The sequence below is a fragment of the Sphingopyxis selenitireducens genome, assembly GCF_051550705.1.
Classification (GTDB): Bacteria; Pseudomonadota; Alphaproteobacteria; order Sphingomonadales; family Sphingomonadaceae; genus Sphingopyxis.
On the sequence record NZ_JBPULG010000002.1, the window covers coordinates 294113 to 318491 of the forward strand.

Sequence of the window (24379 nt, forward strand, 5' to 3'; positions counted from 1 at the left end):
GCACCATAACGCCGCAACCAGCCGCTGCGCAAACCCAATTCGGCGCGCGGTCGCTCCGGTCCGCCGAAATGGCGGCCGTTTGAACCTGTGATCAGCGTTTCGGAAGCGGTGCCGCCGCCGGGGTCGTGCCGGGCGCGCCATTAACCTCGGCGCGCGCAACCAGGTCCGCGGGTTTCAGCGACACGCCCTTGACGAGCGTATCGGCAGGACCGACCGCGCCGATATCGCGGCCGCCAACGGTGACCTTCAACGCCTGCGGAATGCTGGTGCGCAGCGTGAACTGTTCGATATAGGCGGGCGGAACCTCATAGGTTTCGCCTGCATCGAGGGTGCGCCAGTTTTCGGTCTTGCCGGTCGCGTCGTCGAAACCGATCCAGACTTCCGAAAGGCCGGTCAGGACGACCGGAGCATTGGTGGCAACCGCCGCTTGTTCGGTCGGAGTTCCGGCCTTGGTCGCTGGCGCGCCAGTGGCTGCGGGCGCTTCGGACGCGTCCGCATCGCGATTCTGAGCGGCGATCAGTGCCTCGTCGGGTTCGACCGACAGGAAGCGCCAGACGCCATAGGCCGACACCAGGATGAGCGCGACGACAACCAGCGTCCACGTCAGCCGTGCCGTCGGCAGGCGATCGGGATCGGTCGGTTCATACGCCTCGTAAAGCGGACGCGCGCCATATTCATCTTCTTCGAGCTCGCGGCGGATCTCCGCGCCGATTTCTGCCTCGGGAAGGTCGACAGCGCGAGCATAGGCGCGCGCGAAACCCGTGACATAGGTCCGCCCGGGAAGCTCGGAAAATTCCGATTTTTCAATGGCCAGAAGATGACGCTGGGTAATGCGCGTGCGCGTGGCGATATCGGCAAGCGACAGCCCCGCGGCCTCGCGGGCCAGGCGTAGCCGATCGCCGGTACGCGTGATCGCCAGTTCGCCTTGGGGGGCGCCCTCTTCTTCTGCCATTACTGTCTCCGTGCCGGTCGGTTGCAACCCATGACGACCGTGTCGCACCGTTCATCGCATTGACGGCGCGGCAAAGTCAAATGAAGTTCGGCAAAACGAACGGCTTAATGGGGGCCTTGTTCGGCTCGCCCCGAAGCCTGGCAAAAAGCGGTGCGATCAGAGGACATATTTGCTGAGGTCGGTGTCGCCGACGACGTCGGCAAGCTGGCCGTCGACATAGGCAGCGTCGATCACGAGCGTCGTCCCGCCCATGTCCTCGGCGCCGAAGCTGACTTCCTCGACGAGCCGTTCCATCATTGTCTGCAACCGGCGCGCGCCGATATTCTCGACCTTCTCATTCACCTCGGCAGCGAGCTTCGCAACGCGCGCGATCGCGTCGTCGGTGAAAGAGATGGTGACGCCTTCGGTCTGGATCAACGCGACATATTGTTCGGGGAGCCCCGCCTTGGTTTCACTGAGGATGCGGACGAAATCGGACTCACTGAGAGCGCTCAGCTCGACACGGATCGGCAGGCGGCCCTGCAGTTCGGGGAGCAGGTCGCTGGGCTTCGCAACATGGAAGGCGCCGGATGCGATGAAGAGGATATGGTCGGTCTTCATCGGACCATATTTGGTCGCGACCGTCGTGCCCTCGATCAGCGGCAACAGGTCGCGCTGGACGCCCTCGCGGCTCACCGATCCGCCGCGCACATCGCTGACCGCGATCTTGTCGATTTCGTCGAGGAAGACGATGCCATTGGCCTCGGCATCGGCGAGCGCGACGCGTGCGACATCATCCTGGTCGAGGCGCTTGTCCTGCTCTTCCTCGATCAGCCGCGTCGCGGCTTCGATGACCTTCAGCTTGCGGCGCTTCTTGGGCATGCCGCCCATCGCCTTGCCGAGCATGTCGGACAAGTTGATCATGCCCATCTGGCCCGGCTGACCGGGCAGTTCGAACGGCATGCTCGGGGCATCGGATACCTCGATTTCGACTTCGTTGTCGTCGAGATGGCCTTCGCGTATCCTTTGGCGGAAACTCTGGCGCGTCGCCTCGCTGGCGCCCTTGCCGGTGAGCGCGTCCAGCAGGCGTTCCATCGCGGCTTCTTCGGCGGCGGCGCGCACGGCTTCGCGGCGGCGGTCCTTCTCCAGCCGCACGGCTTCTTCCACGAGATCGCGGGCGATCTGTTCGACGTCGCGGCCGACATAGCCGACCTCGGTGAATTTGGTCGCCTCGACCTTGATGAAGGGTGCGTCGGCGAGCTTCGCCAGGCGCCGCGAAATCTCGGTCTTCCCGCAGCCCGTGGGGCCAATCATCAGGATATTCTTTGGCGTCACTTCGTCGCGCAGATCGGACGACAGCTGCTGGCGACGCCAGCGGTTGCGCAGCGCGACGGCGACCGCGCGCTTGGCGGCGTCCTGGCCGATGATGTGCGTGTCCAATGCGGCGACGATCGCCTTCGGGGTCAGATCTTTGTTCATGGGATTATGCCTGAATTTCGATGGTTTCTTGGGTGAACTGGTCGTTGGTGTAGACGCAGATTTCGGCGGCGACCTGCATCGCCTTTTTCACCAGCACCTCGGCATCCTTTTCATAGTCGACCAGCGCCGTTGCGGCGGAGAGCGCGAAATTGCCGCCCGAGCCGATCGCGGCGATCCCGCCTTTGGGTTCGAGCACATCGCCATTGCCGGTGATGACCAGCGTGACTTCCTTGTCGGCGACGATCATCATCGCCTCCAGGTTGCGCAGATATTTGTCGGTGCGCCAATCCTTGGCCAGTTCGACAGCGGCGCGCAAAAGCTGACCGTTGTGCCGTTCGAGCTTAGCCTCGAGGCGCTCGAACAGGGTGAAGGCATCTGCGGTCGCGCCGGCGAAGCCGCCGATGACGCTGCCGTCGTGCAGGCGGCGAACCTTGCGGGCATTGGGTTTCATCACCGTCTGGCCCATCGACACCTGGCCGTCACCGATGATGACGACCTTTTCGGGAGTGCGGGCGGAAAGGATGGTGGTTCCGTGCCAAGGCGCGGCACGCTGCGTGGATGTTTCGCTCATGAACGGCGATATGGGAGATCGCCCGGCAGCCCGCAAGGGGAGGGGGTTCCCGTTTCGCTCAGGCGGCCCAGCAAAGCAGCGCGCGGCCGCCCGGGGCGATGTCGATCAATGCGGGATCATGCAGCAACACTGCTTCGCCTAAGCCGAGCGCTTCGCCCGCGACGCGGCAGGCGGCTGACAGCGGAAGGAACGTCAGTTCGCCGTCTATGCCGGTCAATAATTCCGGATCGACCGGGCCGGCCATGTGCAGGACGTGAAAATAGGGGCCGCTCACCAGTTTGCGATCGCGGGCAGGATCTATGTGGCAATCACGCGGATCGGCGACGGGCTCTGCCGACGCGACTTTCAGCCCCTCTTCGAGGTGTAGTTCGCGCGGACGGCCGTAATCATAAAGCCGATAAGTTCGGTCGATATTCTGCTGGACCTCGACGATCGTGAGCCCGCCGCCGATCGCGTGGATGGTGCCGGCGGGATTATAGATGAAATCATTCGCGGCGGCGGGGCGCCAATCCACCATATCGACGATCGATCCGTCGAGAGCGGCGCGGTGCACTGCCTCGCGCGTTGTTTTTCCGGTCAGGCCGACGCCCAGCTCAGCGCCCTGATCGGCCGCCATGACCAGCCAGCATTCATCCTTGCCCTGCGCCAGTCCCGCCGCGCGTGCATCATTGTTGTCGGGGTGGACCTGAATCGAAAGCCGTTCGGAGGTGAAGAGAAATTTGATCATGAACGCTGCGGCGTCGCCGCTCGGATGCAAGAACCATATCTCGCCGATACGCTTTCCGCCAAAATCACCGAACGCGCGCGGAATGTCGGTGCGGCCCCAAGGTTTTTCGAGGACGAGCCTTTCCAGACGCTGAAATGTTGCTGCGCTATTCTGAAGATTGTCCATTGCCAAATCAGGCCGCGAGATGCAGCCGGATGTCGCTTGCGGCGCCCGATTGGCAGAGCCACAGCCTGCGGGTGTCATAGACCATCTTGCCACCACGTTCTAAGAGCGCTGCGATATCTCCACGCCCAAGAAGTGCGGCTTTCTGTCCAATGTCAATGGGCACGGGCGATAATCTCAGCGATCTGTCTGGCTGCTGTGCCGTCGCCAAAGGGGTTATGGGCGCGGGCCATGGCAGTATAGGCATCCTTGTCATCCAAAAGGCTGAAAACTTCAGAAACAATACGCTGCTTGTCGGTTCCAACAAGCCGTGCCGTGCCAGCTTCGATGCCTTCTGGCCGCTCGGTCGTCTCGCGCATCACTAGGACGGGCTTGCCTAGTGCGGGTGCTTCTTCTTGGACGCCGCCGCTGTCGGTCAGAACAAGTGCGGACATTGCAAGCAAGCGGACGAAGTGCGGATAATCGAGTGGGTCGATCAGTGCAACATTATCGAGACCTTGCAGGATCGGTTCCATAATATTGCGCACGTGCGGATTAGGATGAACCGGGAAGACGACCGCGACATCGTTGCGAGACGCGATGGCGGCGACGGCTTCGGCTATCGCGGTCATCCCGTCGCCGAAATTCTCGCGCCGGTGCGATGTGACGGCAATGATGTGTTTTCCGGCAAAGCGTGCCGCAAGCTGATCGAGTCCGGCAGCGAGGGCGGGCTCGTCGTCGATTCGTGCCTTGGTTGCCAGCAGCGCATCGATCACAGTATTGCCGGTGACGTGGATGCGATCGGCCGGCACATTCTCTACGCGTAGCGCCGTTGCGGCAGTTTCGGTCGGTGCGAAATGTAGGTCGGCGACAGCGCCGGCAATCTTGCGGTTAACTTCTTCTGGCCAAGGGTGATAAATATTGCCGCTGCGTAGTCCCGCTTCGACATGACCGACCGGGATTTTCCGGAAATAGGCGGACAATGTTGCCGCCATCGTGGTCAGCGTGTCGCCATGGACCAGAACTCGATCGGGCTTTTCGGCGTCGAAGGTTTCGCCGAGGCCTGTCACCAGACGTGCGAGAAGCCCATCAAGCGACTGATTTTTTTGCATAACGTTGAGGTCCACGTCGGGTGTGATTCGCGCAATGTGCAGCACTTGGTCCAGCATCTCGCGGTGCTGGGCGGTCACGCATACACGGACTTGGATGGCTTTTTGGTTTCTCAGCGCGTGGATTACAGGGAACATCTTAATCGCCTCAGGCCGCGTCCCGAAAACCGCCATCACTTTCATCGCAAACATCTCCATGTAACAGGGGGCGCCCCGCTTGCTGACGCTCGATAACAAGCCGTTGCGGAACTGCCACTTAAATAAGTTGCGTCTGTGGCAAGGCGTGGTGAAGGAACGTCGAGGCCGGACACGCGTTGTTGTCGATCCCGCGCCGCGCTGGTACCGGTCGCCAGAGACGCCGGATTCGCCATTTATCTCTCCATATGCCTGCATTACCGAAGGTTTTTCAACACCATGTTCTGGAAGCGTAGAAGCCAGTACGAAGAACGCAAAATTCCCGTTGCTCATGCCATTCCGGCCGGGCGTAGAGTCTATGCGATCGGCGACATTCACGGTCGCGACGATCTGTTCTCGCAGATAATCGACATGATACGAGCCGACAATTTATCTCGGTCACAGGCGGAAACGACTCTTATCCTTCTCGGCGACCTTGTCGATCGCGGGCCGGCCTCGGCCGAGGTCGTCGAGCGCGCGCGCCTCTTGAAAAACGAATTCCCCGACACCCGACTGCTCATGGGAAATCATGAGGAGTGCTTTCTCGCCGCGCTTACGGGCAGTGTCCGTCGACTGCGCTATTTCATGCGTATTGGCGGCGACGCGACAGTGGAGAGTTATTGGAAGGATAGTGACTCTCTGGCCAATGCCAGCTTCGAAGGCGTCGCGGCGCGCCTGCCTACCTTGGTGCCTCAGTCCCACATCGACTTCCTCAACAGCGGCGAAGATTACATCGAGATCGGAGACTACGCCTTTGTCCATGCCGGCATCCGTCCTGGCGTGCCGTTAGAGCGGCAATCCTTGGCCGATTTGCGTTGGATTCGAGATGAGTTCCTCGATGAAACGAACGATCATGGCAAAGTCATCGTTCATGGCCATAGCATCACGGCAGAGCCCGATGAGCAAGCCAATCGGATTGGAATCGATCTGGGTGCGTTTCAGAGCGGATGCCTTGCTGCGTTGGCGCTCGAAAATGACCAGCGCTGGTATTTGTTTGCGCGCGAAGCGCAATCATGAGGCGGCGAGCGTGCCAAGGGCCGGAACGTATCAGCCGGAACGTATCAAGTGCATCTCAGCTTTCCTTGTCATATTGCTTGTCACTGCCGGTGCGAGCGTTTAAGCGCCGGCCAGCATGATTTCGGGCGGCTTGGTCTGCTTTTGGCTTTTTGATCTAAGAGTTTGATGAGTAAAATTTCTCAGTCGGTTATCGCTTTTAGGTCGCAAGCCCGGTTTGCGGTTCGTGATCGTATGCCCGTCCTGTTTGTCGCATTCGTCGTTTTGCTCGGCGGGTCGTCTCGCAGCGATGTCGCGTCGCTTCCATTGTTGCGGGGCGGGGCGGTGCTGTTTGCTTGCTGGGCATTGGCCGGGATGTCTCGTGACGACTGGAAGCGTATTCGAACGCCTTTGGTTCTGTTGCTTCTTCTTACAGTCTGGAATGCTGTTCAACTTATCCCGTTGCCGCCAGGTATCTGGCAAGCTCTGCCGGGGCGCGACACGGTGTTCGCGATTGATCAATTGTTGGGGCAGCCTGATTGGTGGCGCCCGATTTCCTTTGCACCGTCAAAAACCTGGAACAGTCTCCTTGCGTTGACTGTTCCGATCGCGGCGCTGCTCATAGCTGGACGAATGAACAGCGAAAATCAGCGCGAGATGATGTTTGCTATCGTGGGCATCGCGGCGTTCAGTGCCTTGCTCGGTCTGATCCAGATTCTGTCGGGTATTGGAGGTGCGGCGTATTTTTATCGCATAACCGATCCCATTTCGATGGTCGGTTTGTTCGCAAACCGCAATCATCATGCCATCTTCCTCGCCATCGCTGTGCTCGTTGCCGCAACGCTGTTGCGCGATGAATTGATGCGCAAGCGGCAGCGCAAAATGGTGCAGGCGGGGCTGATCTTCTCGGCACTTTTCCTAACCGCTCTGACCGCTCTGATCGGTTCGCGCGCAGGATTCGCGGCTGGGGTCGTTGCATTTTGCCTTGGCTATGCGGTCGTGGGATTGACCTGGCGCGCCGGCCAAAGTGAGTTGCCAGCAAGCAAGAGGAGGCTCTCGGCACCTCAAGCGTTCGCGACACGTTGGAAAAATGCGATTCTCTTTGCTCCCCCGGTTCTGCTTGCGCTTGCTCTGGGCGCTACTCTCTGGCTTGGAAGCCGTGCGAGCGCTGTCGCGCGTTTCATGGGTGAGGGTGTTGCGGACGATCTGCGTGTTCGAGCCTGGCCAACGGTGCAATCGATGATTGAACAATATTGGCTGACGGGTAGCGGGCTCGGCTCTTTCGCTGAAATCTATAAGGTATATGAACCAGACCACTTGCTGCAGCCCAGCTATTTCAATCATGCACATAATGACTGGACTGAGGCGGTGCTCACGGGCGGCTTGCCTTTTGTGTTGATCCTCGTTGCTGCGTTCGTCTGGTTGGGCCGTGCCATCTTGGCAAAGGGGCTTCGTAACCTGATCAAGGGGCATCGCGGTGACATGCGCGTGATGGTCATTGCGGTGACGATGCTGCTGGCGGCGGCGAGCGCGACGGACTATCCGTTGCGCGTGCCGTCGATGCAGGTGGTTGCGATCATGTTGCTGATGACAATTGTTCCTGCTTCGCCCGTAAACAGGGTCCGTCTGAAATCGAGCCGGCGCGGTGATGATAGCGGCTTGCGAGCATAGTTGCAGTCTTTATAGCCGTCTCCATCTTCGGAACTCTGGATCAATTAAACCATGAAGCACTTTCGTCTAGCGCTCGCATTCAATGTTGCCTTGCTCGCTGGGTGCGCCAGTTCGCCGCCGCCGGTGGCCAGTGCGACGGGCACGCCTATCACGCCGCTGACTGAGCTACCACTCCCCGGTGCGGACGATGGAGTACGTGCGAGCCGCGTCGCTTATATTGGCCCTTTCACTGAACTGCGCGTCGAGGTGTTCGGCGTTCCGGAAATGCAGCGCGATGTGATGACAGACGGGCAGGGCGGGTTTACCTTTCCGTTGGTCGGTGCGCTGGATGCCGGCGGCAAGACTACCAACATGGTTTCAGAAGAAATTCGGAGTAAATTGGCTGGCCGTTATGTCCGCGATCCGCAGGTCACGGTGAACTTCAAATCGCCAACCAGTGCATATTCGATCCAATCGATGACTGTGGCGGTGGATGGTGAAGTGAAAAAGGCTGGCGCATATCCGGTCGTAGGTCGCGTCACCCTGATGCGTGCTGTTGCCCTTGCTGGCGGCACGAACGAATTTGCCAAGCTCGAAGACGTCGTTATTTTCCGTACCGTCGGTGGCAAGGAATATGTCGGCCTCTATAATCTGGAGGCGATCCGACGGGGCAATTATTCCGATCCCGAAGTTTTCCCGAACGATATTGTGATTGTTGGCGATTCCCCACAGCGGCGTCGATTCAACCTGCTGCTGCAGTCGGTTCCGGCGTTGCTGTCACCGATTATCCTCCTTGCGAGCGAGATGAGAAAATGAGTCCCATTGTAAACGGACGCGAAGCGATGTCCGGTAAGGATATGATCGCGCTGGAGAACGAGGAGGCTCGCTACGATTCCTCTCGGTTCGGACTTTCGATCCTTGAGCAGATAATGACGGTGATTCTTAATCATCGCTATCTGGCGCTGAGCATAGTTGCGGGCTCGTTGGTTCTCGGCCTACTCTTGACCTTTATTGCCACACCCCAATACACCTCAACGGCACGTATCGAAATCTTGCCCGACGCTCCGGTTTCCACATCGGTTGCAGGGGAGCGCGAACGAAGCCTGATCAACGAGGTGGCTTTCTACAACACGCAATATTCCCTGCTCGAATCCCGCTCGCTTGCCGAACGCGTCGTCCGCGCGGGCAATCTGACGGCGAATGAAGAATTTCTACGTCTGTTCAAGCTGGAGAATCCTGAAGGGGCATTGTCGAGCGCGCAACGAGAGAGTTTGACAACCAATGCTGCGATGGTTCTGCTTGATCGATTGACTGTGTCGCCGATGCGGGCGTCGAGCCTCGTTGACGTTAGTTTTTCGACGCCATCGCCGGCGCTTTCGGCGAAACTCACCGACCTGTGGGTGACTCAATTCGTCCAATCGAACACAGATCGCCGCTTCGCGGCGACGTCTGATGCGCGGAAATATCTCGAGGCGCGCCTTGATACGCTGCGACAGAATCTGGAAACATCCGAACGCGGACTTATCAACTATGCGACGAGCCGGGGGATTGTTACCATTTCCTCGAAAGCCGATGCCAATGGGAATACACAATCGGAAACGCTGGTCGGAACCGACATCACGGAAATCAGCCGCGCATTGGCGCGCGCGCGCGAACAACGTATCGCCACCGAAGCCGAATTGTCGAACACGCTGACGGGGGCAGGGCAGGCGAACGCACAGACGATTGTCGGTTTGCGCCAGCGTCGTGCCGATCTTGAAGCCGAACTTGCTCGCCAGCGTGTTACTTTCGGGGATGATTATCCGACAGTGGTTTCGCTTCGTGCGCAGGTGTCCAATCTGGACCGCAGTCTGTCTGCGGAAACCGGGCGCTCGAAGCAGGGCAACCAAGAGGCATACAACGCCGCACTCAAGCGCGAGCGACAGTTGCAGGCGGAACTCGATCAACTGACAGACAAATACAATGTCCAACAGCGCGATTCGATCCAGATGGCGATCCTTCAGCGCGAAGTGGATTCTAACCGGCAGCTTTATGATGGTTTGCTCCAGCGCTACAAAGAAATCGGTGCTGCAGGTGTTGGAACGAACAATATTTCAATCGTCGACAGGGCGAAGGTGGCGGGCTCGCCTTCGAGCCCCAATCTTCAGCTGAACCTTGTCTTGGCTCTATTGCCGGGTCTGATTCTTGCGGTCGGCCTTGCGTTCTTCCTCGAGCGGATGGACAGCTCGGTTCGCGATCCGCAGGAAGTGGGCGCTCGCTTCGGCTTGCCCCTGCTGGGTGCGATTCCTGAAAGCGTCGATAAGGATGTGGCCGACGCTATCGTCGACAAGAAATCGCCGATTTACGAAGCCTATTTCTCGGTCATGACCAACCTGACGTTCCTGACCGAACATGGAGCGCCGCGGTCGATCATGTTGACGTCTTCCCGTCCTAAGGAAGGGAAGAGCAACTCATCGCTCAGCGTCGCCACAGTGCTGGCCGCGACCGGAAAATCGGTAATCCTCGTCGATTCCGACATCCGGAACCCGTCGTTGAATCGCTATTTGGATATTCCGATGCAGCGCGGTTTGAGCCATTATCTGGCTGGTGACGACCATGTTGATGAAATGATCATGCCGCTAAATAAATTCGGCTTCTCGATCATCACTGCCGGGAAGAAGCCGCCGAATCCCGCCGAACTTCTTGGTAACGACCGCCTTGCGCAGCTCATTGAAATCTTGCTGCGTCGTTACGATCATGTGTTGATCGACGCGCCGCCTCTGCTTGGTCTCGCGGACGCCCCGCTCATCGCTCAACGTGTCGAAGGCGTGTTGTTCGTGATTGAAGCGAATGTGACGAAGGGGCGTGCTGTGTCTACGGCACTGACACGTCTGCGTATGTCGGGTGCTCGTCTGTTCGGCGCTATCGTGACCAAGGTTGGCGCCAAGAATCAAGTTTATGGCTATGGTTATGGTTATGGCTATGGCTATGGCTATGGCAACGAAGCGACGAAGGACGACAATTGAGCTCCTTGGCGTCAATCGCATATTTGGAAAAGCCGTGAAGATCTATAACATAGCACTATGGATGGTCGCAGTTATTTTGGCGATCGGTGTAGCCTTGTCCAGCTATGTTGTGGCGTATGAAGTTCGAGCGCCGGACAGGGCCTGCGCGATCCAGGTCCCTCCTGTCAGTGGTGCATGCGCCAATCTTGCAGCCGCAACCTATGCCGCGCGCCGTCAGAAAAATGCCAAAGCGGTTGTTTTGAAACTTGAACGCGCGATGGCGCTGCAGGGCTACCGAGCGGAGCCGCTCTCGGCGAACGCGTTATCGACCCTGACTGCACCTTCCCGAGAAAAGATCAACGGTCAGCACCGGCAAGCCCTGCTCGAACTCGCCGGCAAGGTGACGCGGCGGAATTCCCTTATCAATGCCGAATTGATTGAGTCCGCCGGCTACCGGGATGATAAGCAGGCGTTCTTCCAATGGCTGTCGCGGTCTATGCTTACTAAAAATGAAGCCCGAAAGTCCTATGTCGGGGTCATTGCTCAGGCGACGTCGATGCCCGGCGCTGTCGAGGCATTAACGCCGGTGATCGGCGCGGCTCCCAAGTGGGCACCTGATTATTGGCGTGCTGTGGTCCTGCATCCTCAGAGTCTTGGTAATGCTGCAAAATTGCGCATGGCTTTGGTTGAGCGACCCTGGCGCCAGACAACGATCGACGCGATGGATGAACGGCTTGTCCTTGGTCTCGTCCAATATGGGCAACTCGACGAAGCATTCGCCCTAGCCGACAGCCTTGCGCCATCGACCTGGCGCGCTCGGGGACAGGCGAACCGACTTATCAATGGTCATTTTGCGGGCCAGCCGCACTTTCCGCCGCTGGATTGGGAATTGGCGGCGATGGGCAACCTTGGCGCCACAATTGAGCCGGCAAGGAAGCGCCTCTTGATCTCTGCTATCGGGGGAGCGCAAGGAATGGCTGCCAGACAGTTGGTCAGGCTTTCGCCAGGTGACTATACGTTGAACTGGGCCTTATCTCACAATGCCGACAGTTCGCTGCGTTTCCGGATTTACTGTGCCGAGGCCGACGGAGCATCGTTGCCCCCGGTGATCGTGCCGGCCGTGGCAGGAAAAAGGCAGGCCTCTGTGAGATTAGTGGGAGACGCGTGCAATTGGCGCTGGGTGTCCCTCGATATTGCGCTTCCTGATGATGCGGCGGGTATCGATGTCTATCTGAGTGACGTTTCTCTGGTGCCGACGGGCTTAACACCGCCGCAAACCACGCGCTAATTCTGACTCCGCATAAGCGGCCGAATGTAACACGGACGGAGATGGGCGTGCCGCAAAAGATTTTCATTACTGGGACTGCCGGATTTATCGGGTTTCACCTTGCTCGCCTGCTGATCGCGGAGGGATACTCGGTTCACGGTTTCGACGGCATGACCGATTATTATGACGTTCGCCTGAAGCAGCGGCGGCATCAGGCCCTGCTTCAGAATGCGGCCTTCGGTGTCACTGAGGGTATGCTCGAGGATCATGCGCTTCTGGACAGTACGGTTGATTCCTTCGAGCCCGATGTCATCGTCCACCTCGCTGCACAGGCCGGCGTGCGTTACAGTATCGAAAATCCTCGTGCCTACATCGACAGCAACGTCGTCGGCACCTTCAATGTCATGGAGGCGGCACGGCGACTGGAGGTTCAGCACCTGCTGATGGCGTCGACTTCATCCGTCTATGGCGCGAACGAGGAAATGCCGTTTACCGAAACCGAAAAGGCCGACACCCCGCTGACAATCTATGCCGCGACGAAGAAGGCGAATGAGGCGATGGCGCATTCCTATGCGCATCTATGGAATCTGCCGACGACAATGTTCCGCTTTTTCACAGTCTATGGGCCGTGGGGGCGTCCCGACCTAGCGCTGTACAAATTCGTCGATGCCATTTTGGATGGGCGGCCGATCGACATCTACAACCATGGCGACATGTACCGCGACTTTACCTACGTGGGTGATTTGGTGCGCGGGATTCGATTGCTGATCGACGCCGTACCTCAGCGGCCTGCTTCAGCCACCGATATAGCAAATGGGGACTCGCTGAGCCCAGTGGCGCCATTCCGTATCGTGAACATCGGCAACAACGATAAGATCCGGCTGCTCGACTTCATTGAGGCGATAGAAGCCGAACTCGGGATGAAGGCGGAGCGCAACTATATGGACATGCAGCCCGGCGATGTTCCTGCGACATGGGCGGATGCATCGCTTCTCGAACGGTTGACGGGCTACCGTCCCCAGACGAATTATCGCGACGGCATTCGTGATTTCGTCAGTTGGTATCGCGATTATGCAGGCAAGTGACAGAAAATATGAACTGGCAGTTTAATAGAATTGCGGTGGTGGGGCTGGGCTATATTGGCCTGCCTACTGCGGCGATGTTCGCGTCCCGGAAAATCCATGTGATCGGAATTGATGTAAGCGAGCACGCGGTCGAAACGATCAACCAAGGTAAGGTTCATATTGTCGAGCCAGATCTTGATATCGCTGTCCATTCGGCAGTTAGCCAAGGCTATTTGCGGGCGACTACGAAGCCGGAACCGGCGGACGCGTTTCTGATTGCGGTGCCGACACCATTCAAGGGCGATGATCACGACCCCGATCTATCCTATATCGAGGCGGCATGCCGATCGATTGCGCCGGTTCTGGCGCAGGGCAATCTGGTGGTATTGGAATCGACGTCGCCGGTTGGCACCACCGAAAAAATGTCGGCCTGGTTGGCCGAAGCGCGACCCGACCTAAGTTTCCCGCAACAATCCGGCGAGGCGTCGGACGTTCGCGTCGCGCATTGTCCTGAGCGGGTGCTCCCGGGCAAAGTGATGCAGGAACTCATTCAAAATGATCGCGTTATCGGTGGCATCACGTCAGCCTGTTCGGACGCGGCGCTGTCGCTTTACAGCTTGTTTGTGAAGGGTGAATGTGTTGTCACGGATGCGAGAACCGCTGAAATGGCTAAGCTCACCGAGAATGCCTTTCGCGACGTGAACATCGCATTCGCGAATGAATTGTCGCTGATCTGCGATCGACTGGACATCAATGTATGGGAGTTGATCGCGCTCGCCAATCGCCATCCGCGCGTAAATATCCTGCAGCCGGGGCCTGGGGTTGGTGGGCACTGCATTGCTGTCGATCCCTGGTTCATCGTGTCGAGCGCGCCCGATATATCCCGCCTTATCCGTGCGACGCGTGAGGTGAATGACGGAAAGCCGGGCTGGGTTCTACAGAAAGTCGAGGCTGCCGTTGCACAGTGGAGCACGCGCAGCGGTAGCAGCGCGAGTGAAGTGACCATCGCTTGCTACGGCCTGGCGTTCAAGCCGGATATCGATGATCTGCGCGAAAGCCCTGCCTTGTATATTGCTGAGCAGCTTCAAGAGCGGTTCGGTGAACGGCTTGTGGTGATCGAACCTAATATCGAGGGTCTTCCGGTCAGCCTCGACCGTTGCCAGTTTGGTTCGACCCCCGACATCGCGGCCGACATTCATGTGTTGTTGGTCGATCACCGTGAATTTAAGGCGATGGCAGTGCCGGAGGGGCTGATCGTCGATACGCGGGGAGTCTGGACCGGCGTGAGGGGGGCAGCGTGATCAGTACTGCAGAACAGGCCCGGATTGGAATCGTCGGGCTCGGCTATGTCGGTCTGCCGCTTGCTGTGGAGTTTGCAAAAGTCGGTCGGGTTGTGGGATTCGACATCAACCGCCAACGCATCGCTTCGCTGAGAGGCGGCGTTGATGAGACATTGGAGGTCGACAAGGCCGAACTGGCAGCCGCGACCAATCTCCATTTCACGACCGAGACGACAGAGCTTGCTGATTGCAACTTCTATATCGTCACTGTTCCGACCCCGGTGGATACGCAGAAACGACCCGATCTTCGACCTCTTTTGAAGGCATCGGAGACGGTCGGCAAGCTGCTGAAGCATGGCGATATCGTCGTCTATGAATCGACCGTTTATCCGGGCGCCACCGAAGAGGATTGCGTACCCATATTGGAGAAACAGTCGAACCTCGTGTTCAATCGCGACTTCTTCGCAGGCTATAGCCCCGAACGGATCAATCCCGGCGATAAGACGCGCCGGTTGCCCGATATTCGCAAGATCACGTCGGGCTCGACGCCTGAGGTCGCTGAACTCGTCGATGCCGTCTATCGCCGCGTTATCACCGCGGGAACGCATTGTGCCGCATCGATCCGGGTGGCCGAAGCGGCGAAAGTTATCGAGAACACGCAGCGCGATCTGAATATCGCGCTGATCAACGAACTAGCGATGATTTTCAACCGGATGGACATTGATACCCAGGCGGTCCTCGATGCTGCGGGCACGAAATGGAATTTTTTGCCGTTCCGGCCCGGTTTGGTCGGTGGGCACTGCATCGGCGTTGACCCTTATTATCTGACGCACAAGGCGCAGGCGATCGGCTATCATCCCCAGATCATTCTGGCAGGACGTAGGCTGAACGACGGAATGGGCGCTTACGTCGTTGGACAGATGGTAAAGGCGATGATTGGTCGGTCGATTCAGGTTCGTGGCGCGCGCGTACTTGTGATGGGGCTCTCCTTCAAAGAAAATTGCCCCGACTTGCGCAATACACGCGTCATTGACGTCGTGCGCGAACTCGAAGGCTATGGCATTGAGGTTGATGTCTATGACCCTTGGGTCGACGCCGGGGAAGCTGCGGCCGAATATGGTCTGACGCTCATCCACGATCCGGCGCAAGACGCGTATGACGGCATCATTCTTGCGGTAGCACACGATGAATTTCGAGTTTTGGGTAGCGAAGCGTTGCGCGCGTTCGGCAAGCGCGATCATATTCTTTACGATCTCAAATATTTACTTCCGGCGGAAGCAAGCGATCTGAGGCTGTGATCGATTGCGGTCCATGGACACGACCATTCAATCGGTAAAAAGCGACAGAGAGGGTATGAGTTTTGTGCGGCATTTTCGGCATCGTTGACCTGGGCGGTGGGCGCCCGATCGATGAGGGTCGATTCCGCGAAGGGCTGGAAAAACTTGCTCATCGTGGACCCGACGGGCGGCGGTCGCAGCGGGTCGTAGATGGAGTCATGTTCGGTCATGCCCGGCTGTCGATCATCGACCTGTCTGATGAAAGCAACCAGCCGTTTCAGATTTCCGACCGTTATTGGCTGACCTATAATGGCGAGATCTTCAATTATCTCGAACTCCGGGCAGAACTAGAAGCGCTCGGCATCGCTTTTCAGACGAACGGCGATACCGAGGTCTTGCTCCGGGCCTATATCCAGTGGGGCGATGACTGTGTCAGCCGTTTCAACGGCATGTGGGCTTTTGCCATTTATGACTGCGTCGAGCGGACGATTTTCGCCTCACGCGATCGGTTTGGCATCAAGCCGTTCAACTATTCCTTGCATAACGGACAATTGCTGTTTGCCTCTGAAATAAAATCATTGCTCCACTATGCACCGGCGTTGGTGGAGCCCGACTATGGCGTGATTGCCAATTATTGCCGAACATCGGTGGGTGCCCAGCACGAACAGAGCTGGTTCCGCGACGTCCGTCGGTTGCAACCGGGCCATAATCTGACGATCGACGCCAACGGCGCGCTGCGAGTGTGGCGATATTGGGATTATCCGACCGGACGGAGCGGCCTCGACTTCGACGAAGCCCGGCGTCAATATGGCGAATTATTCGAAGACGCGGTGCGTCTGCGGATGCGGAGCGACGTTCCGCTCGGCATTACCTTGTCGTCGGGTGTCGATTCCAATTCGATCGCGTCGGTCATGCAGGTCATCGACCCCGCACCGCACCACAGCTTTACCGCACGGTTCGATAGCGAGGAAGGACTGGTTCAGGACGGCGCCATCTATCAGGACAGCACGAGGAGAATAGATGAATCGATAGGTGCGTGCGAGACCGCCGAAAGGCTTGGTCTCGATGCCCATATAATAGATACCGATTATTCAGATTTCATCGGACGGCTTGGCCAGATCGTCTATCATCTCGAAAGCGGCAACAGTTCGCCCGCGGTGATCCCGCTGATGCAGTTGCTCCAGGAAGCGCGCAAACGCTTGACCGTGGTGTTGGACGGGCAGGGAGCTGATGAACTACTGGCGGGCTATATCTCGGCGGTGATATGGCCAGCTGAACGCGACCTGATTGCATCGGGACGGTGGGGAAAGGCTTGGCGCGGCCTGAGGCAATATCTAAAAACCTATACGCTCCGCTCGTTGATTTTGCTGGTTGCAAGGCAGGCAAGCAACGATCTGCCGTGGATTTCGCGCTTGCAACAGCGGCTGCAGGGATTCGACGGCATCTATGGGCCTCGATTACGCGAACATCCCCCTATGGCCGATTTCCCGACTTTGGAACCTGTCGCGGGTGAAGGTGCTCTCGCGCGCCGGCTGCGTGAACAGCACAGTGGTGGGCTCGTCAACTTGCTGCACTATGGCGATGCCATTTCGATGGCGAATAGCCTGGAGGCTCGCATGCCCTTTCTTGACCACCGGCTGGTTGAATTTGTCTGGCCTCTTCCCGGCGACTTTAAGGCCGAATTGGGGGTAGGCAAATATATTCATCGCCAAGCCATGCGTGGGTTGGTCGATGATGCGATCCTTGATGAAACGATCAAATATGGGTTTACCACGCCGATCGGACGACAGTTCCGAAAAAGCTACGCGCCCGGAACGGGGCCGCTGGATATCCTCTGCAGCGACCGGTGTCTCGCGCGAGGGCTGTTTGACGCCCAGGGGCTAAGGGCGAGGATCGAGGATCATCGGTCGGGCCGCAGCGATCATGGCACCTTATTATTTCGTCTGTTGAGCGTTGAGTTGTGGTTCCGCATCTTCATTGACGGCGACATGAGTGTTGCCCGACCGGTCGGGGCCGCAGCATGAACTCGCTGCTGTTGCGACGCTGACGGAGAAAACGCCATGCCTTCTCCCATTTACCTATGGTCGAAATTGTTCCGCAAGATCCGCGGCGCGGCGATTCGCGGTAGCGAGGTCCATCCGACGTCTAAGGTCGAGCCCGGCTCTTCCTTCGTGGGGAGCACAATGGGGCGTCACAGTTTTTGTGGCTATGACTGCGAAATCACGACGACGGACATCGGTGATTTCTGCTCGATCGCGAATTATGTCGTCATTGGCGGTGGCCGGCACCCGATCGAGTGGGTCGGCACCTCGCCGGTTTTTTATGAGGGTCGCGACAGCGTCAGGAAGAAGTTCTCGACCTTCCCGCGTCCCGATCCGCAGCGCACAATTGTGGGTAGCGACGTGTGGATCGGCTACCGCGCAATCCTCATGCAGGGCATCACCATCGGCCATGGTGCGGTGATCGGAGCTGGTGCTGTGGTGACGCGGGATGTTCCGCCCTACGCCATCGTTGCGGGCTCTCCCGCGCGTTTCATCCGCTACCGGTTCGATGAGCCAGTCCGCGAGGCTCTTCTCGCCAGCCGGTGGTGGGACCAGCCGGATACGGTTCTGGAACAATGTGCGGAAGACATCCGCGATCCCCAAAAATTCTTAGAGCGGCTTGAACAATGCGCATAGCTCATATCTGCCTCGCGGCATTCTATATCGATGGGTTCGGTTACCAGGAAAATATCCTTCCGCGCATTCACCGAAAGATGGGGCACGATGTGATGATCGTTGCCTCGACCGAAACATATCTTGAGCGGACGCAGCTAGGATATGTCGAACCGACGAGTTACATTAACGAGGATGGCGTGCCTGTACATCGCTTGCCTTATGCTTCGTGGGTACCGAAGTGCCTTCAGGCCAAAGTTCGCGCCTATGAGGGCGTTGAAAAGCTGCTTGAAGAGTTCAAACCTGATCTTATCTTCGTCCATGACGTCCAGTTCTGGGATTTCCTGACCATCCGCAGCTATGTGCTTCGACGCCCGACGCCGGTCTATGCGGACTGCCATACCGACTATGTCAATAGCGCGCGGGGCTTCGTCTCGCGCCACTTGCTGCACGGGCTGTTCTATCGCGCTATCGTGAAGCGGGTATCGCCGATCGTGCAGCGTTTCCTGCCGACTCTGCCGGTTCGTGGAGATTTCCTGCACGAGGTTTACGGGGTCGACCGCGCTAAGATGGAACTGCTTCCGTTCGGGGCGGACGACACGCAGACTGCAGGGCTCGATCGCAGCCAGGTTCGACGCGAAGCGCGAGCCGGATGGGGAATTCCCGACGACGCATTGCTATTCGTGACTGGCGGGAAACTCGATCTTCGCAAGAATATTCATACGCTGATCGATCGCTTTTCGCGCGCCAAGCGGAGAGGGGAGATTGGTAACGCCCATCTTATTGTTTTTGGTCAAGCGACACCTGAAGTTCAGGTGGAACTCGACGGCATCGATATCCATGAAGATGTGCATATGCTGGGCTGGACACCGGCGAACGAAATCTATCGCATCTTCTGGGCGGGCGATTTCGCCCTGTTTCCGGGTACCCATTCGGTATTGTGGGAAGAGGCCATTGGGCAAGGACTCGGTACCGTTTTCCATCATTGGCGGGGGATGGACCATCTGGATATCGGTGGAAATACGCGGATCATACATGATGCTAGCCCCGAGACACTGGACCGGCTGCTGAGCGAATTGACAGCCGACGATGGAGCCGAGGCCATGCGTCTAAGTGCTGTGGCTGCCCAAAAGGGCCCGCGCGTTTTTGCGTTCAGCGCCATCGCGTCCAAGGCGATCGGCTCGGCGTAGCGGTCGCGCTTCCCGTCCAAAATGGCGCCGCGGGCTTTACGAGTGCGCTGGGCTAAAGTATGTGTTCAAATATGAACAGGATTTGTCTCCACCTCTCGATCTGCATGGCCAAAGGGTTCCGGTGCGATAGCGATATGGCGGCATGACCAATCGAAAAAAAAACAGTCGCGACGAAGACGTCAATTTCCGTGCATTGCGAATTCTGGAATCCAATCCGCAGATCAGTCAGCGGGAACTGGCAAAGGCGTTGGGCATCAGCTTGGGTGGGATCAACTATTGCCTAAATGCGCTCGTCGAAAAGGGGCATGTGAAGATAGCCAACTTTCGGTCTTCGCAGAACAAAATTGGCTATATTTATGAGTTGACGCCCGAGGGCATGGCGCATCGGGCCATGCTCACATCGCGTTTTATAAAGCGCAAGATGGCTGAGTATGAAACATTAAAAGCGGAAATCGAAAGCCTGCAGGCAGACATGCGCGCGAACGCGCCGCTCGAGGACGGGTGAGGCAGGTCGGATTTGTGCTGGATGGCTGCCATCCAAAGGGCGTCACCCCAAAAGAAACAGCAAGATAGAAACGAGAGGACAAGAGTGGTGCACAGCAATATCGAGATCATTGGCGATGGCGAGGTCGTAATCGGTAAGAGCACGTCGATCGCTGCGGGCGTTAAGATCGTTTTTCACAAGCCGGCGCGGGTAGAGATCGGCGATTATTGCTCCATCGGGCCGGGTGTCAAATTCATCGTCAGCGGTGGTAGGGTTAGCATCGGCGATTGGACGTCGCTGCACGATAATTGCCTAATCCTTTCGACCGAGGGCGTTACGATCGGCCAGCACGGCTGGTTCGGCCAAAACACCGTATTGGACGGTAGTGGGGGGCTGACGATCGGCAACGGTGTTCGCGTTGGCATGTATTCGCAAATCTGGTCGCACGTCGCGGCGGGCGAACGGATTGAGGGTTGCACTCTTTATGGCGAACGGCCCGTCGTGATAGAAGATGATGTCTGGTTGGTCGGTTCGTGCATTTGCGCTTCTGGGGTAACGATCGGCCGTCGCACCGTCGCGTTGATCGGATCGAACATCACGAGGTCTTGGCCAGCCGAAGTCGTGCTGGCCGGTTCTCCGGCCACGCAGAAGGAGACATTGTCCTTCTACAAAACCGTTTCGGCCGAGGAGAAGTGGAAGATGCTGGCCGGGTGGATGAGCGACCTCGAAGTCGAACTGGGCATCGAGCAGCTGGATGGGGCATCGGACGGAATTCTCGCTTATGGCTGGAAGGCGGCCGGGAAAGACGAGGCTATAGTCTTCGTCAGCGACAGCGCGCGTCAGAAGGCGGCGACGGATCGCTTTGATGACGCGACTATTTGCAACATCGATACGAAAAAATATCGAAAAATGTTCACTCCGATCGAGCAACGCGTCCTAAAGGCCTTGTCCAACAACAAGGTTCGTTTCCTTTCGGAATGACTCGTCTATCGCGACGCGCCGTTGCAGCTTGGGCTATCGCATCCAGGCCGTGCGGAAGTTGGAAAGCTGATTCACTATGACCAGTTCGGTCTCGTTACCTTTGCCCCTCGTCAAAGTCGCCATGCCGCCGCGGGAAGGACTTATGTCGGCTCTGGAAGAGGTGCTGTACAGCGGCATGATCGGGGAGGGGGAAGCCGTTTATGAATTCGAGCGCCGCTTTGGCGAACAATTCGGACTGCCGCGGGCACTTGCGACGAGCAGCGGGACCGGCGCGCTGCATGTGGCGCTGCTACTCTCTGGCGCGGGCCCCGGTCGTGAGGTCATCACGACGTCGATGACCGCGGAGCCCACCAACACCGTCATCATGCAAACCGGTGCCACGCCAGTATTTGCCGACGTTGATCCCGATACGGGCAATCTGTCACCCGTCGCCGTTCAGGCCGCGGTTACGGAGCGAACGGCTGCGATCTGCGTGGTGCATTATGCCGGTTACCCGGCAGATTTGGCTGCGCTGCGTACGATTGCGGATCGACACGAGGTGGGCCTGATTGAGGATTGCGCCCATGCGCTCGGAGCGCGCTACGCCGGAAAGCCGATCGGGACGATCGGTGATTCCGCTATTTTTTCGCTTCAGGCGATCAAGCATATGACCACCGTCGATGGCGGTATTTTAGGTCTGCAGGACTCTGCGCAGGCCTTGCTTGCCAAGCAGTTGCGCTGGTTCGGCCTGACAAAGGGAGTACCCCGCACGGAGGTAGATATAAAGCGTCCGGGCTTTAAATATAATATGAGCAATGTCACGGCAACGATTGGCCTGCAGCAACTGGATCATATCGATGGTCTGATCGCGCGCCATTGCAACAACGGCCGCTTTTTCGATCGCGAGCTTGCTGCAATCGCGGGCATTAAGCCGGCCGTTGTCCTATCCGAAGCCGACCCGAGCTACTGGATATACACGTTGCTAGCCGATAATTCTGAAGAGGTGGAGCAGTGCCTTGCAGCGATCGGGGTCAGCGCGTCAAAGCTGCATCGGCCGAACCATTTTCATTCTGTATTTGCGCCTTTTGCCGGACCGATGCCGGGGCTCGACAGCTTCTACCAGCGGCTGGTTCATATACCGTCTGGCTGGTGGGTCGGCGATGAAGATCGGCAGCGGATCGTCGATGCGCTGGCGAAGGGATAGAGATGGCGATTCCCCTGTTCGATTGTCGCGTTGATGGAGCTGCTATTGCGGCAATGGCACCAGCGCTTGAATCCGGCCAGCTGGCAGCGGGGGCGCACGTGGGTGCGTTGGAAAATGAAATGTCGGCCCGGCATGGAGGGGCGTCCATCGTCGCGCTGAGCGATATGACGCAGGCGATCGAATTGGCGTTGCGTCTGTCGGGTGTCGGCCCGGGTGACGAGGTGTTGACGCTGTCGTACAATTGCCTCTCATCGAACAGTGCCATCTTTCACGTCGGTGCCACCGCCGTCTGGGTCGATATTGATCCCGTGACGGCGACGATGGATGTCGAGGACGCGAGGTCAAAGGTTACCTCAGCAACGCGCGCCCTCATTGTATATCACGTGGCAGGCTACCCCGCCGATACTGCGGCGTTGCGGAGGCTTTGCGATGAGGCAGGTCTGACCCTGATCGAAGATGCCAATAATGCATTGGGCGCGCACTTGCCGGGTGGTGAGGGTGCAGGATCGGTCGGCGATTTTGCGATTTTTTCCTTCTATGCCAACCGCCAAGTCAATGCGATCGAAGGGGCGGCGTTGCTGTGCCGCGACAAAGACGCCGCCGCAGCAGCGCGAAAGTTGCGGCGTTTCGGGATTGATCAGGAGCGTTTCCGTGATCCATTGGGTGAAATCGATCCGCAGGCCGGCATTCCAGAAATAGGCTTTGCGGCGACGCTGCCGAATGTGAACGCGGCATTGGCCCGGCACAATCTGGCGCAGTTGGACGCGCGGCAGCGAGCTATTCGAGCGAATGTGGAAGCGATAGACCTTGCGCTCGCCGGGGTGCCGGGCGTCGCTGCTGTCCAGCCGTTGAGCGGTGCCACTCCGGCCTTTTGGGCAATGTTGCTGCTTTGCGAAGGACGCGATGATGTGCTCAAAGCTTTGAAAGAGCAAGGGGTCGGCTGTTCCAAGCTGCATCAGCCCAATCACGTTTATTCCGGTTTCGCGAGCCGTGCCGGGGCTTTACCCGGTACCGAATGGTTTATGGACCATGTTTTGGCGGTGCCTGTCGGCTGGTGGGTGGGGTCGGCAGAACGGCGGCAAATCGTCACCACAATATCTGGCGTGCGGTGGGATGATTGCGCTAGGGAGCCAGCTTAAAACGTATCCCGCCAAGGCGTTCGATGATCGATTAATCGGCATGACGCTTCTGAGTGACCTAGCTTGATCTACGACCACGGAGTTTTCATGTTCAAAGATAAGACGTTGATGATTACCGGCGGAACGGGATCGTTCGGCAAGACGGTATTAGGCCGATTCCTGGCAACCGACGTCGCGCGGATCGTGATATTCAGTCGTGATGAAAAAAAGCAGGAAGACCTTCGAATCAAGCTGCGCAGTAACAAAGTGTCCTTTGTTCTGGGGGACGTGCGCGATTTCGATTCGATCGACAATGCGATGCAGGGCGTCGATTATGTGTTCCACGCTGCGGCGTTGAAGCAGGTTCCGTCCTGCGAATTCTATCCCATGGAAGCGGTCCGCACGAATATCGTCGGAACTGAAAATGTCGCGCGTGCAGCCATTAAGAATGGCGTTGAGCGCTTGGTTCTGCTCAGCACCGACAAAGCGGTTTATCCGATCAACGCCATGGGTATTTCCAAGGCGATGGCGGAAAAAATCCTGATCGCCCGTGCTCTTGCAACACCGCCCGGAGGCCCGGTGATGTGCGCCACTCGCTATGGCAATGTCATGGCGTCGCGCGGATCGGTAATCCCACTATTTATCGAGAAAATTAAGGCCGGCAGGCCGCTGCGCGTGACGGACACGCGCATGACGCGCTTCATGATGTCGCTGGATGAATCGGTTGATCTTGTCCTACACGCTTTCGCCAACGGCAATCAGGGCGATATCTTTGTCCAGAAAGCGCCTGCGTGCAGTCTCGAAAATCTGAGCGCGGCGTTGAAGACGTTGTTCCTGTCGGATGCACCGATCGAGATCATGGGTACGCGTCACGGTGAGAAGCTGTATGAAACGCTCGTGTCGCGCGAGGAAATGGCGAAATCTGAGGACCTCGGCCGGTATTACCGGATTCCTGCCGATAATCGCGATCTCAACTACGAATTGTTTATCAGCGAAGGCAATGTCGAGGCCAATGTGGTCGACGACTATACATCACACAACACGCAGCAATTGTCGGTGGAAGAGACGATGGAACTGATGCGGTCGCTGTCCTATGTGCGCCAAGAGCTTGGTGAAGAGTGA

21 protein-coding genes are annotated in these 24379 nt (G+C 57.9%); 16 read left to right on the plus strand and 5 right to left on the minus strand.

What is annotated here, in order from left to right; all coding sequences use genetic code 11:
* Positions 1-91: 91 nt before the first annotated feature.
* The 5 genes from ACSYDV_RS07285 to wecB form a co-directional block, all read right to left on the minus strand.
* A complete protein-coding gene (locus ACSYDV_RS07285; protein WP_438323124.1) occupies positions 92-952 on the minus strand; it encodes a helix-turn-helix domain-containing protein in 861 nt (286 codons plus the stop codon).
* A 156-nt stretch (positions 953-1108) separates the two neighbouring features.
* A complete protein-coding gene (hslU, locus tag ACSYDV_RS07290) occupies positions 1109-2410 on the minus strand; it encodes an ATP-dependent protease ATPase subunit HslU (protein WP_438323125.1) in 1302 nt (433 codons plus the stop codon).
* A gap of 4 nt (positions 2411-2414) precedes the next feature.
* Complete coding sequence (gene hslV / locus ACSYDV_RS07295; RefSeq protein WP_438323126.1) at positions 2415-2981, minus strand: ATP-dependent protease subunit HslV; 567 nt, start codon at positions 2979-2981, stop codon at positions 2415-2417.
* A gap of 58 nt (positions 2982-3039) precedes the next feature.
* The gene (locus ACSYDV_RS07300; protein ID WP_438323127.1) at positions 3040-3873 is read right to left on the minus strand and encodes a class I mannose-6-phosphate isomerase; all 834 of its coding nucleotides are present in this window, start codon (positions 3871-3873) and stop codon (positions 3040-3042) included.
* 152 nt (positions 3874-4025) lie between these two features.
* Positions 4026-5141, minus strand: coding sequence for a non-hydrolyzing UDP-N-acetylglucosamine 2-epimerase (wecB, locus tag ACSYDV_RS07305; RefSeq protein ID WP_438323128.1), 1116 nt, complete (start codon positions 5139-5141; stop codon positions 4026-4028).
* A 231-nt stretch (positions 5142-5372) separates the two neighbouring features.
* On the opposite strand from wecB, the gene ACSYDV_RS07310 reads away from it, so the two are divergent.
* The 16 genes from ACSYDV_RS07310 to ACSYDV_RS07385 all read left to right on the plus strand — a co-directional run bounded on the left by ACSYDV_RS07310 (position 5373) and on the right by ACSYDV_RS07385 (position 24379).
* Complete coding sequence (locus ACSYDV_RS07310) at positions 5373-6149, plus strand: metallophosphoesterase family protein (protein WP_438323129.1); 777 nt, start codon at positions 5373-5375, stop codon at positions 6147-6149.
* A 165-nt stretch (positions 6150-6314) separates the two neighbouring features.
* The gene (locus tag ACSYDV_RS07315; RefSeq protein ID WP_438323130.1) at positions 6315-7796 is read left to right on the plus strand and encodes an O-antigen ligase family protein; all 1482 of its coding nucleotides are present in this window, start codon (positions 6315-6317) and stop codon (positions 7794-7796) included.
* Positions 7797-7847: 51 nt separating this feature from the next.
* On the plus strand, positions 7848-8591 hold the full coding sequence (locus ACSYDV_RS07320; RefSeq protein ID WP_438323131.1) for a polysaccharide biosynthesis/export family protein: 744 nt from the start codon (positions 7848-7850) through the stop codon (positions 8589-8591).
* Positions 8592-8617: 26 nt separating this feature from the next.
* On the plus strand, positions 8618-10780 hold the full coding sequence (locus tag ACSYDV_RS07325; protein ID WP_438323132.1) for a GumC family protein: 2163 nt from the start codon (positions 8618-8620) through the stop codon (positions 10778-10780).
* A 34-nt stretch (positions 10781-10814) separates the two neighbouring features.
* Entirely contained in the window at positions 10815-12047 is a 1233-nt protein-coding gene (locus ACSYDV_RS07330) for a hypothetical protein (protein ID WP_438323133.1), read from the plus strand.
* Positions 12048-12088: 41 nt separating this feature from the next.
* The gene (locus tag ACSYDV_RS07335; protein WP_438323134.1) at positions 12089-13111 is read left to right on the plus strand and encodes a GDP-mannose 4,6-dehydratase; all 1023 of its coding nucleotides are present in this window, start codon (positions 12089-12091) and stop codon (positions 13109-13111) included.
* Positions 13112-13119: 8 nt separating this feature from the next.
* Complete coding sequence (wecC, locus tag ACSYDV_RS07340) at positions 13120-14391, plus strand: UDP-N-acetyl-D-mannosamine dehydrogenase (RefSeq protein ID WP_438323135.1); 1272 nt, start codon at positions 13120-13122, stop codon at positions 14389-14391.
* Complete coding sequence (gene tviB / locus ACSYDV_RS07345; protein ID WP_438323136.1) at positions 14388-15668, plus strand: Vi polysaccharide biosynthesis UDP-N-acetylglucosamine C-6 dehydrogenase TviB; 1281 nt, start codon at positions 14388-14390, stop codon at positions 15666-15668. The genes wecC and tviB overlap by 4 nt, the downstream gene beginning before the upstream one ends.
* 62 nt (positions 15669-15730) lie before the next feature.
* Complete coding sequence (gene asnB, locus ACSYDV_RS07350; RefSeq protein WP_438323137.1) at positions 15731-17671, plus strand: asparagine synthase (glutamine-hydrolyzing); 1941 nt, start codon at positions 15731-15733, stop codon at positions 17669-17671.
* A gap of 36 nt (positions 17672-17707) precedes the next feature.
* Positions 17708-18325 (plus strand): CatB-related O-acetyltransferase, encoded by a 618-nt coding sequence (locus ACSYDV_RS07355; RefSeq protein ID WP_438323138.1) that lies wholly within the window; start codon positions 17708-17710, stop codon positions 18323-18325.
* Positions 18316-19491 carry a glycosyltransferase family 4 protein gene (locus ACSYDV_RS07360; protein WP_438323139.1) on the plus strand — a complete coding sequence of 392 codons (1176 nt, stop codon included), beginning with the start codon at positions 18316-18318 and terminating at the stop codon, positions 19489-19491. The genes ACSYDV_RS07355 and ACSYDV_RS07360 overlap by 10 nt, the downstream gene beginning before the upstream one ends.
* 142 nt (positions 19492-19633) lie before the next feature.
* Positions 19634-19996: a MarR family EPS-associated transcriptional regulator gene (locus ACSYDV_RS07365; RefSeq protein ID WP_438323140.1), complete on the plus strand. Its 363-nt coding sequence runs from the start codon at positions 19634-19636 to the stop codon at positions 19994-19996.
* Positions 19997-20083: 87 nt separating this feature from the next.
* Positions 20084-20956 carry a hypothetical protein gene (locus ACSYDV_RS07370; protein ID WP_438323141.1) on the plus strand — a complete coding sequence of 291 codons (873 nt, stop codon included), beginning with the start codon at positions 20084-20086 and terminating at the stop codon, positions 20954-20956.
* 76 nt (positions 20957-21032) lie between these two features.
* The gene (locus ACSYDV_RS07375; protein WP_438323142.1) at positions 21033-22139 is read left to right on the plus strand and encodes a DegT/DnrJ/EryC1/StrS family aminotransferase; all 1107 of its coding nucleotides are present in this window, start codon (positions 21033-21035) and stop codon (positions 22137-22139) included.
* Between the two features lie 2 nt (positions 22140-22141).
* On the plus strand, positions 22142-23278 hold the full coding sequence (locus tag ACSYDV_RS07380; RefSeq protein ID WP_438323143.1) for a DegT/DnrJ/EryC1/StrS family aminotransferase: 1137 nt from the start codon (positions 22142-22144) through the stop codon (positions 23276-23278).
* Between the two features lie 87 nt (positions 23279-23365).
* Positions 23366-24379, plus strand: a complete 1014-nt coding sequence (locus ACSYDV_RS07385) for a polysaccharide biosynthesis protein (RefSeq protein ID WP_438323144.1) — start codon at positions 23366-23368, stop codon at positions 24377-24379.

What these genes read in the sequence shown, in the direction of transcription:
- ACSYDV_RS07325 (WP_438323132.1), top strand. Translation starts at nt 8,618, where the DNA reads ATGTCCGGTAAGGATATGATCGCGCTGGAGAACGAGGAGGCTCGCTAC.
- ACSYDV_RS07335 (WP_438323134.1), top strand. Translation starts at nt 12,089, where the DNA reads ATGGGCGTGCCGCAAAAGATTTTCATTACTGGGACTGCCGGATTTATC.
- hslU (WP_438323125.1), bottom strand. Translation starts at nt 2,410, where the DNA reads ATGAACAAAGATCTGACCCCGAAGGCGATCGTCGCCGCATTGGACACG.
- wecC (WP_438323135.1), top strand. Translation starts at nt 13,120, where the DNA reads ATGAACTGGCAGTTTAATAGAATTGCGGTGGTGGGGCTGGGCTATATT.
- ACSYDV_RS07380 (WP_438323143.1), top strand. Translation starts at nt 22,142, where the DNA reads ATGGCGATTCCCCTGTTCGATTGTCGCGTTGATGGAGCTGCTATTGCG.
- ACSYDV_RS07285 (WP_438323124.1), bottom strand. Translation starts at nt 952, where the DNA reads ATGGCAGAAGAAGAGGGCGCCCCCCAAGGCGAACTGGCGATCACGCGT.
- ACSYDV_RS07360 (WP_438323139.1), top strand. Translation starts at nt 18,316, where the DNA reads ATGCGCATAGCTCATATCTGCCTCGCGGCATTCTATATCGATGGGTTC.
- ACSYDV_RS07365 (WP_438323140.1), top strand. Translation starts at nt 19,634, where the DNA reads ATGACCAATCGAAAAAAAAACAGTCGCGACGAAGACGTCAATTTCCGT.
- ACSYDV_RS07310 (WP_438323129.1), top strand. Translation starts at nt 5,373, where the DNA reads ATGTTCTGGAAGCGTAGAAGCCAGTACGAAGAACGCAAAATTCCCGTT.
- ACSYDV_RS07375 (WP_438323142.1), top strand. Translation starts at nt 21,033, where the DNA reads ATGACCAGTTCGGTCTCGTTACCTTTGCCCCTCGTCAAAGTCGCCATG.
- ACSYDV_RS07355 (WP_438323138.1), top strand. Translation starts at nt 17,708, where the DNA reads ATGCCTTCTCCCATTTACCTATGGTCGAAATTGTTCCGCAAGATCCGC.
- wecB (WP_438323128.1), bottom strand. Translation starts at nt 5,141, where the DNA reads ATGAAAGTGATGGCGGTTTTCGGGACGCGGCCTGAGGCGATTAAGATG.
- hslV (WP_438323126.1), bottom strand. Translation starts at nt 2,981, where the DNA reads ATGAGCGAAACATCCACGCAGCGTGCCGCGCCTTGGCACGGAACCACC.
- ACSYDV_RS07320 (WP_438323131.1), top strand. Translation starts at nt 7,848, where the DNA reads ATGAAGCACTTTCGTCTAGCGCTCGCATTCAATGTTGCCTTGCTCGCT.
- ACSYDV_RS07315 (WP_438323130.1), top strand. Translation starts at nt 6,315, where the DNA reads ATGAGTAAAATTTCTCAGTCGGTTATCGCTTTTAGGTCGCAAGCCCGG.
- ACSYDV_RS07300 (WP_438323127.1), bottom strand. Translation starts at nt 3,873, where the DNA reads ATGGACAATCTTCAGAATAGCGCAGCAACATTTCAGCGTCTGGAAAGG.
- ACSYDV_RS07385 (WP_438323144.1), top strand. Translation starts at nt 23,366, where the DNA reads ATGTTCAAAGATAAGACGTTGATGATTACCGGCGGAACGGGATCGTTC.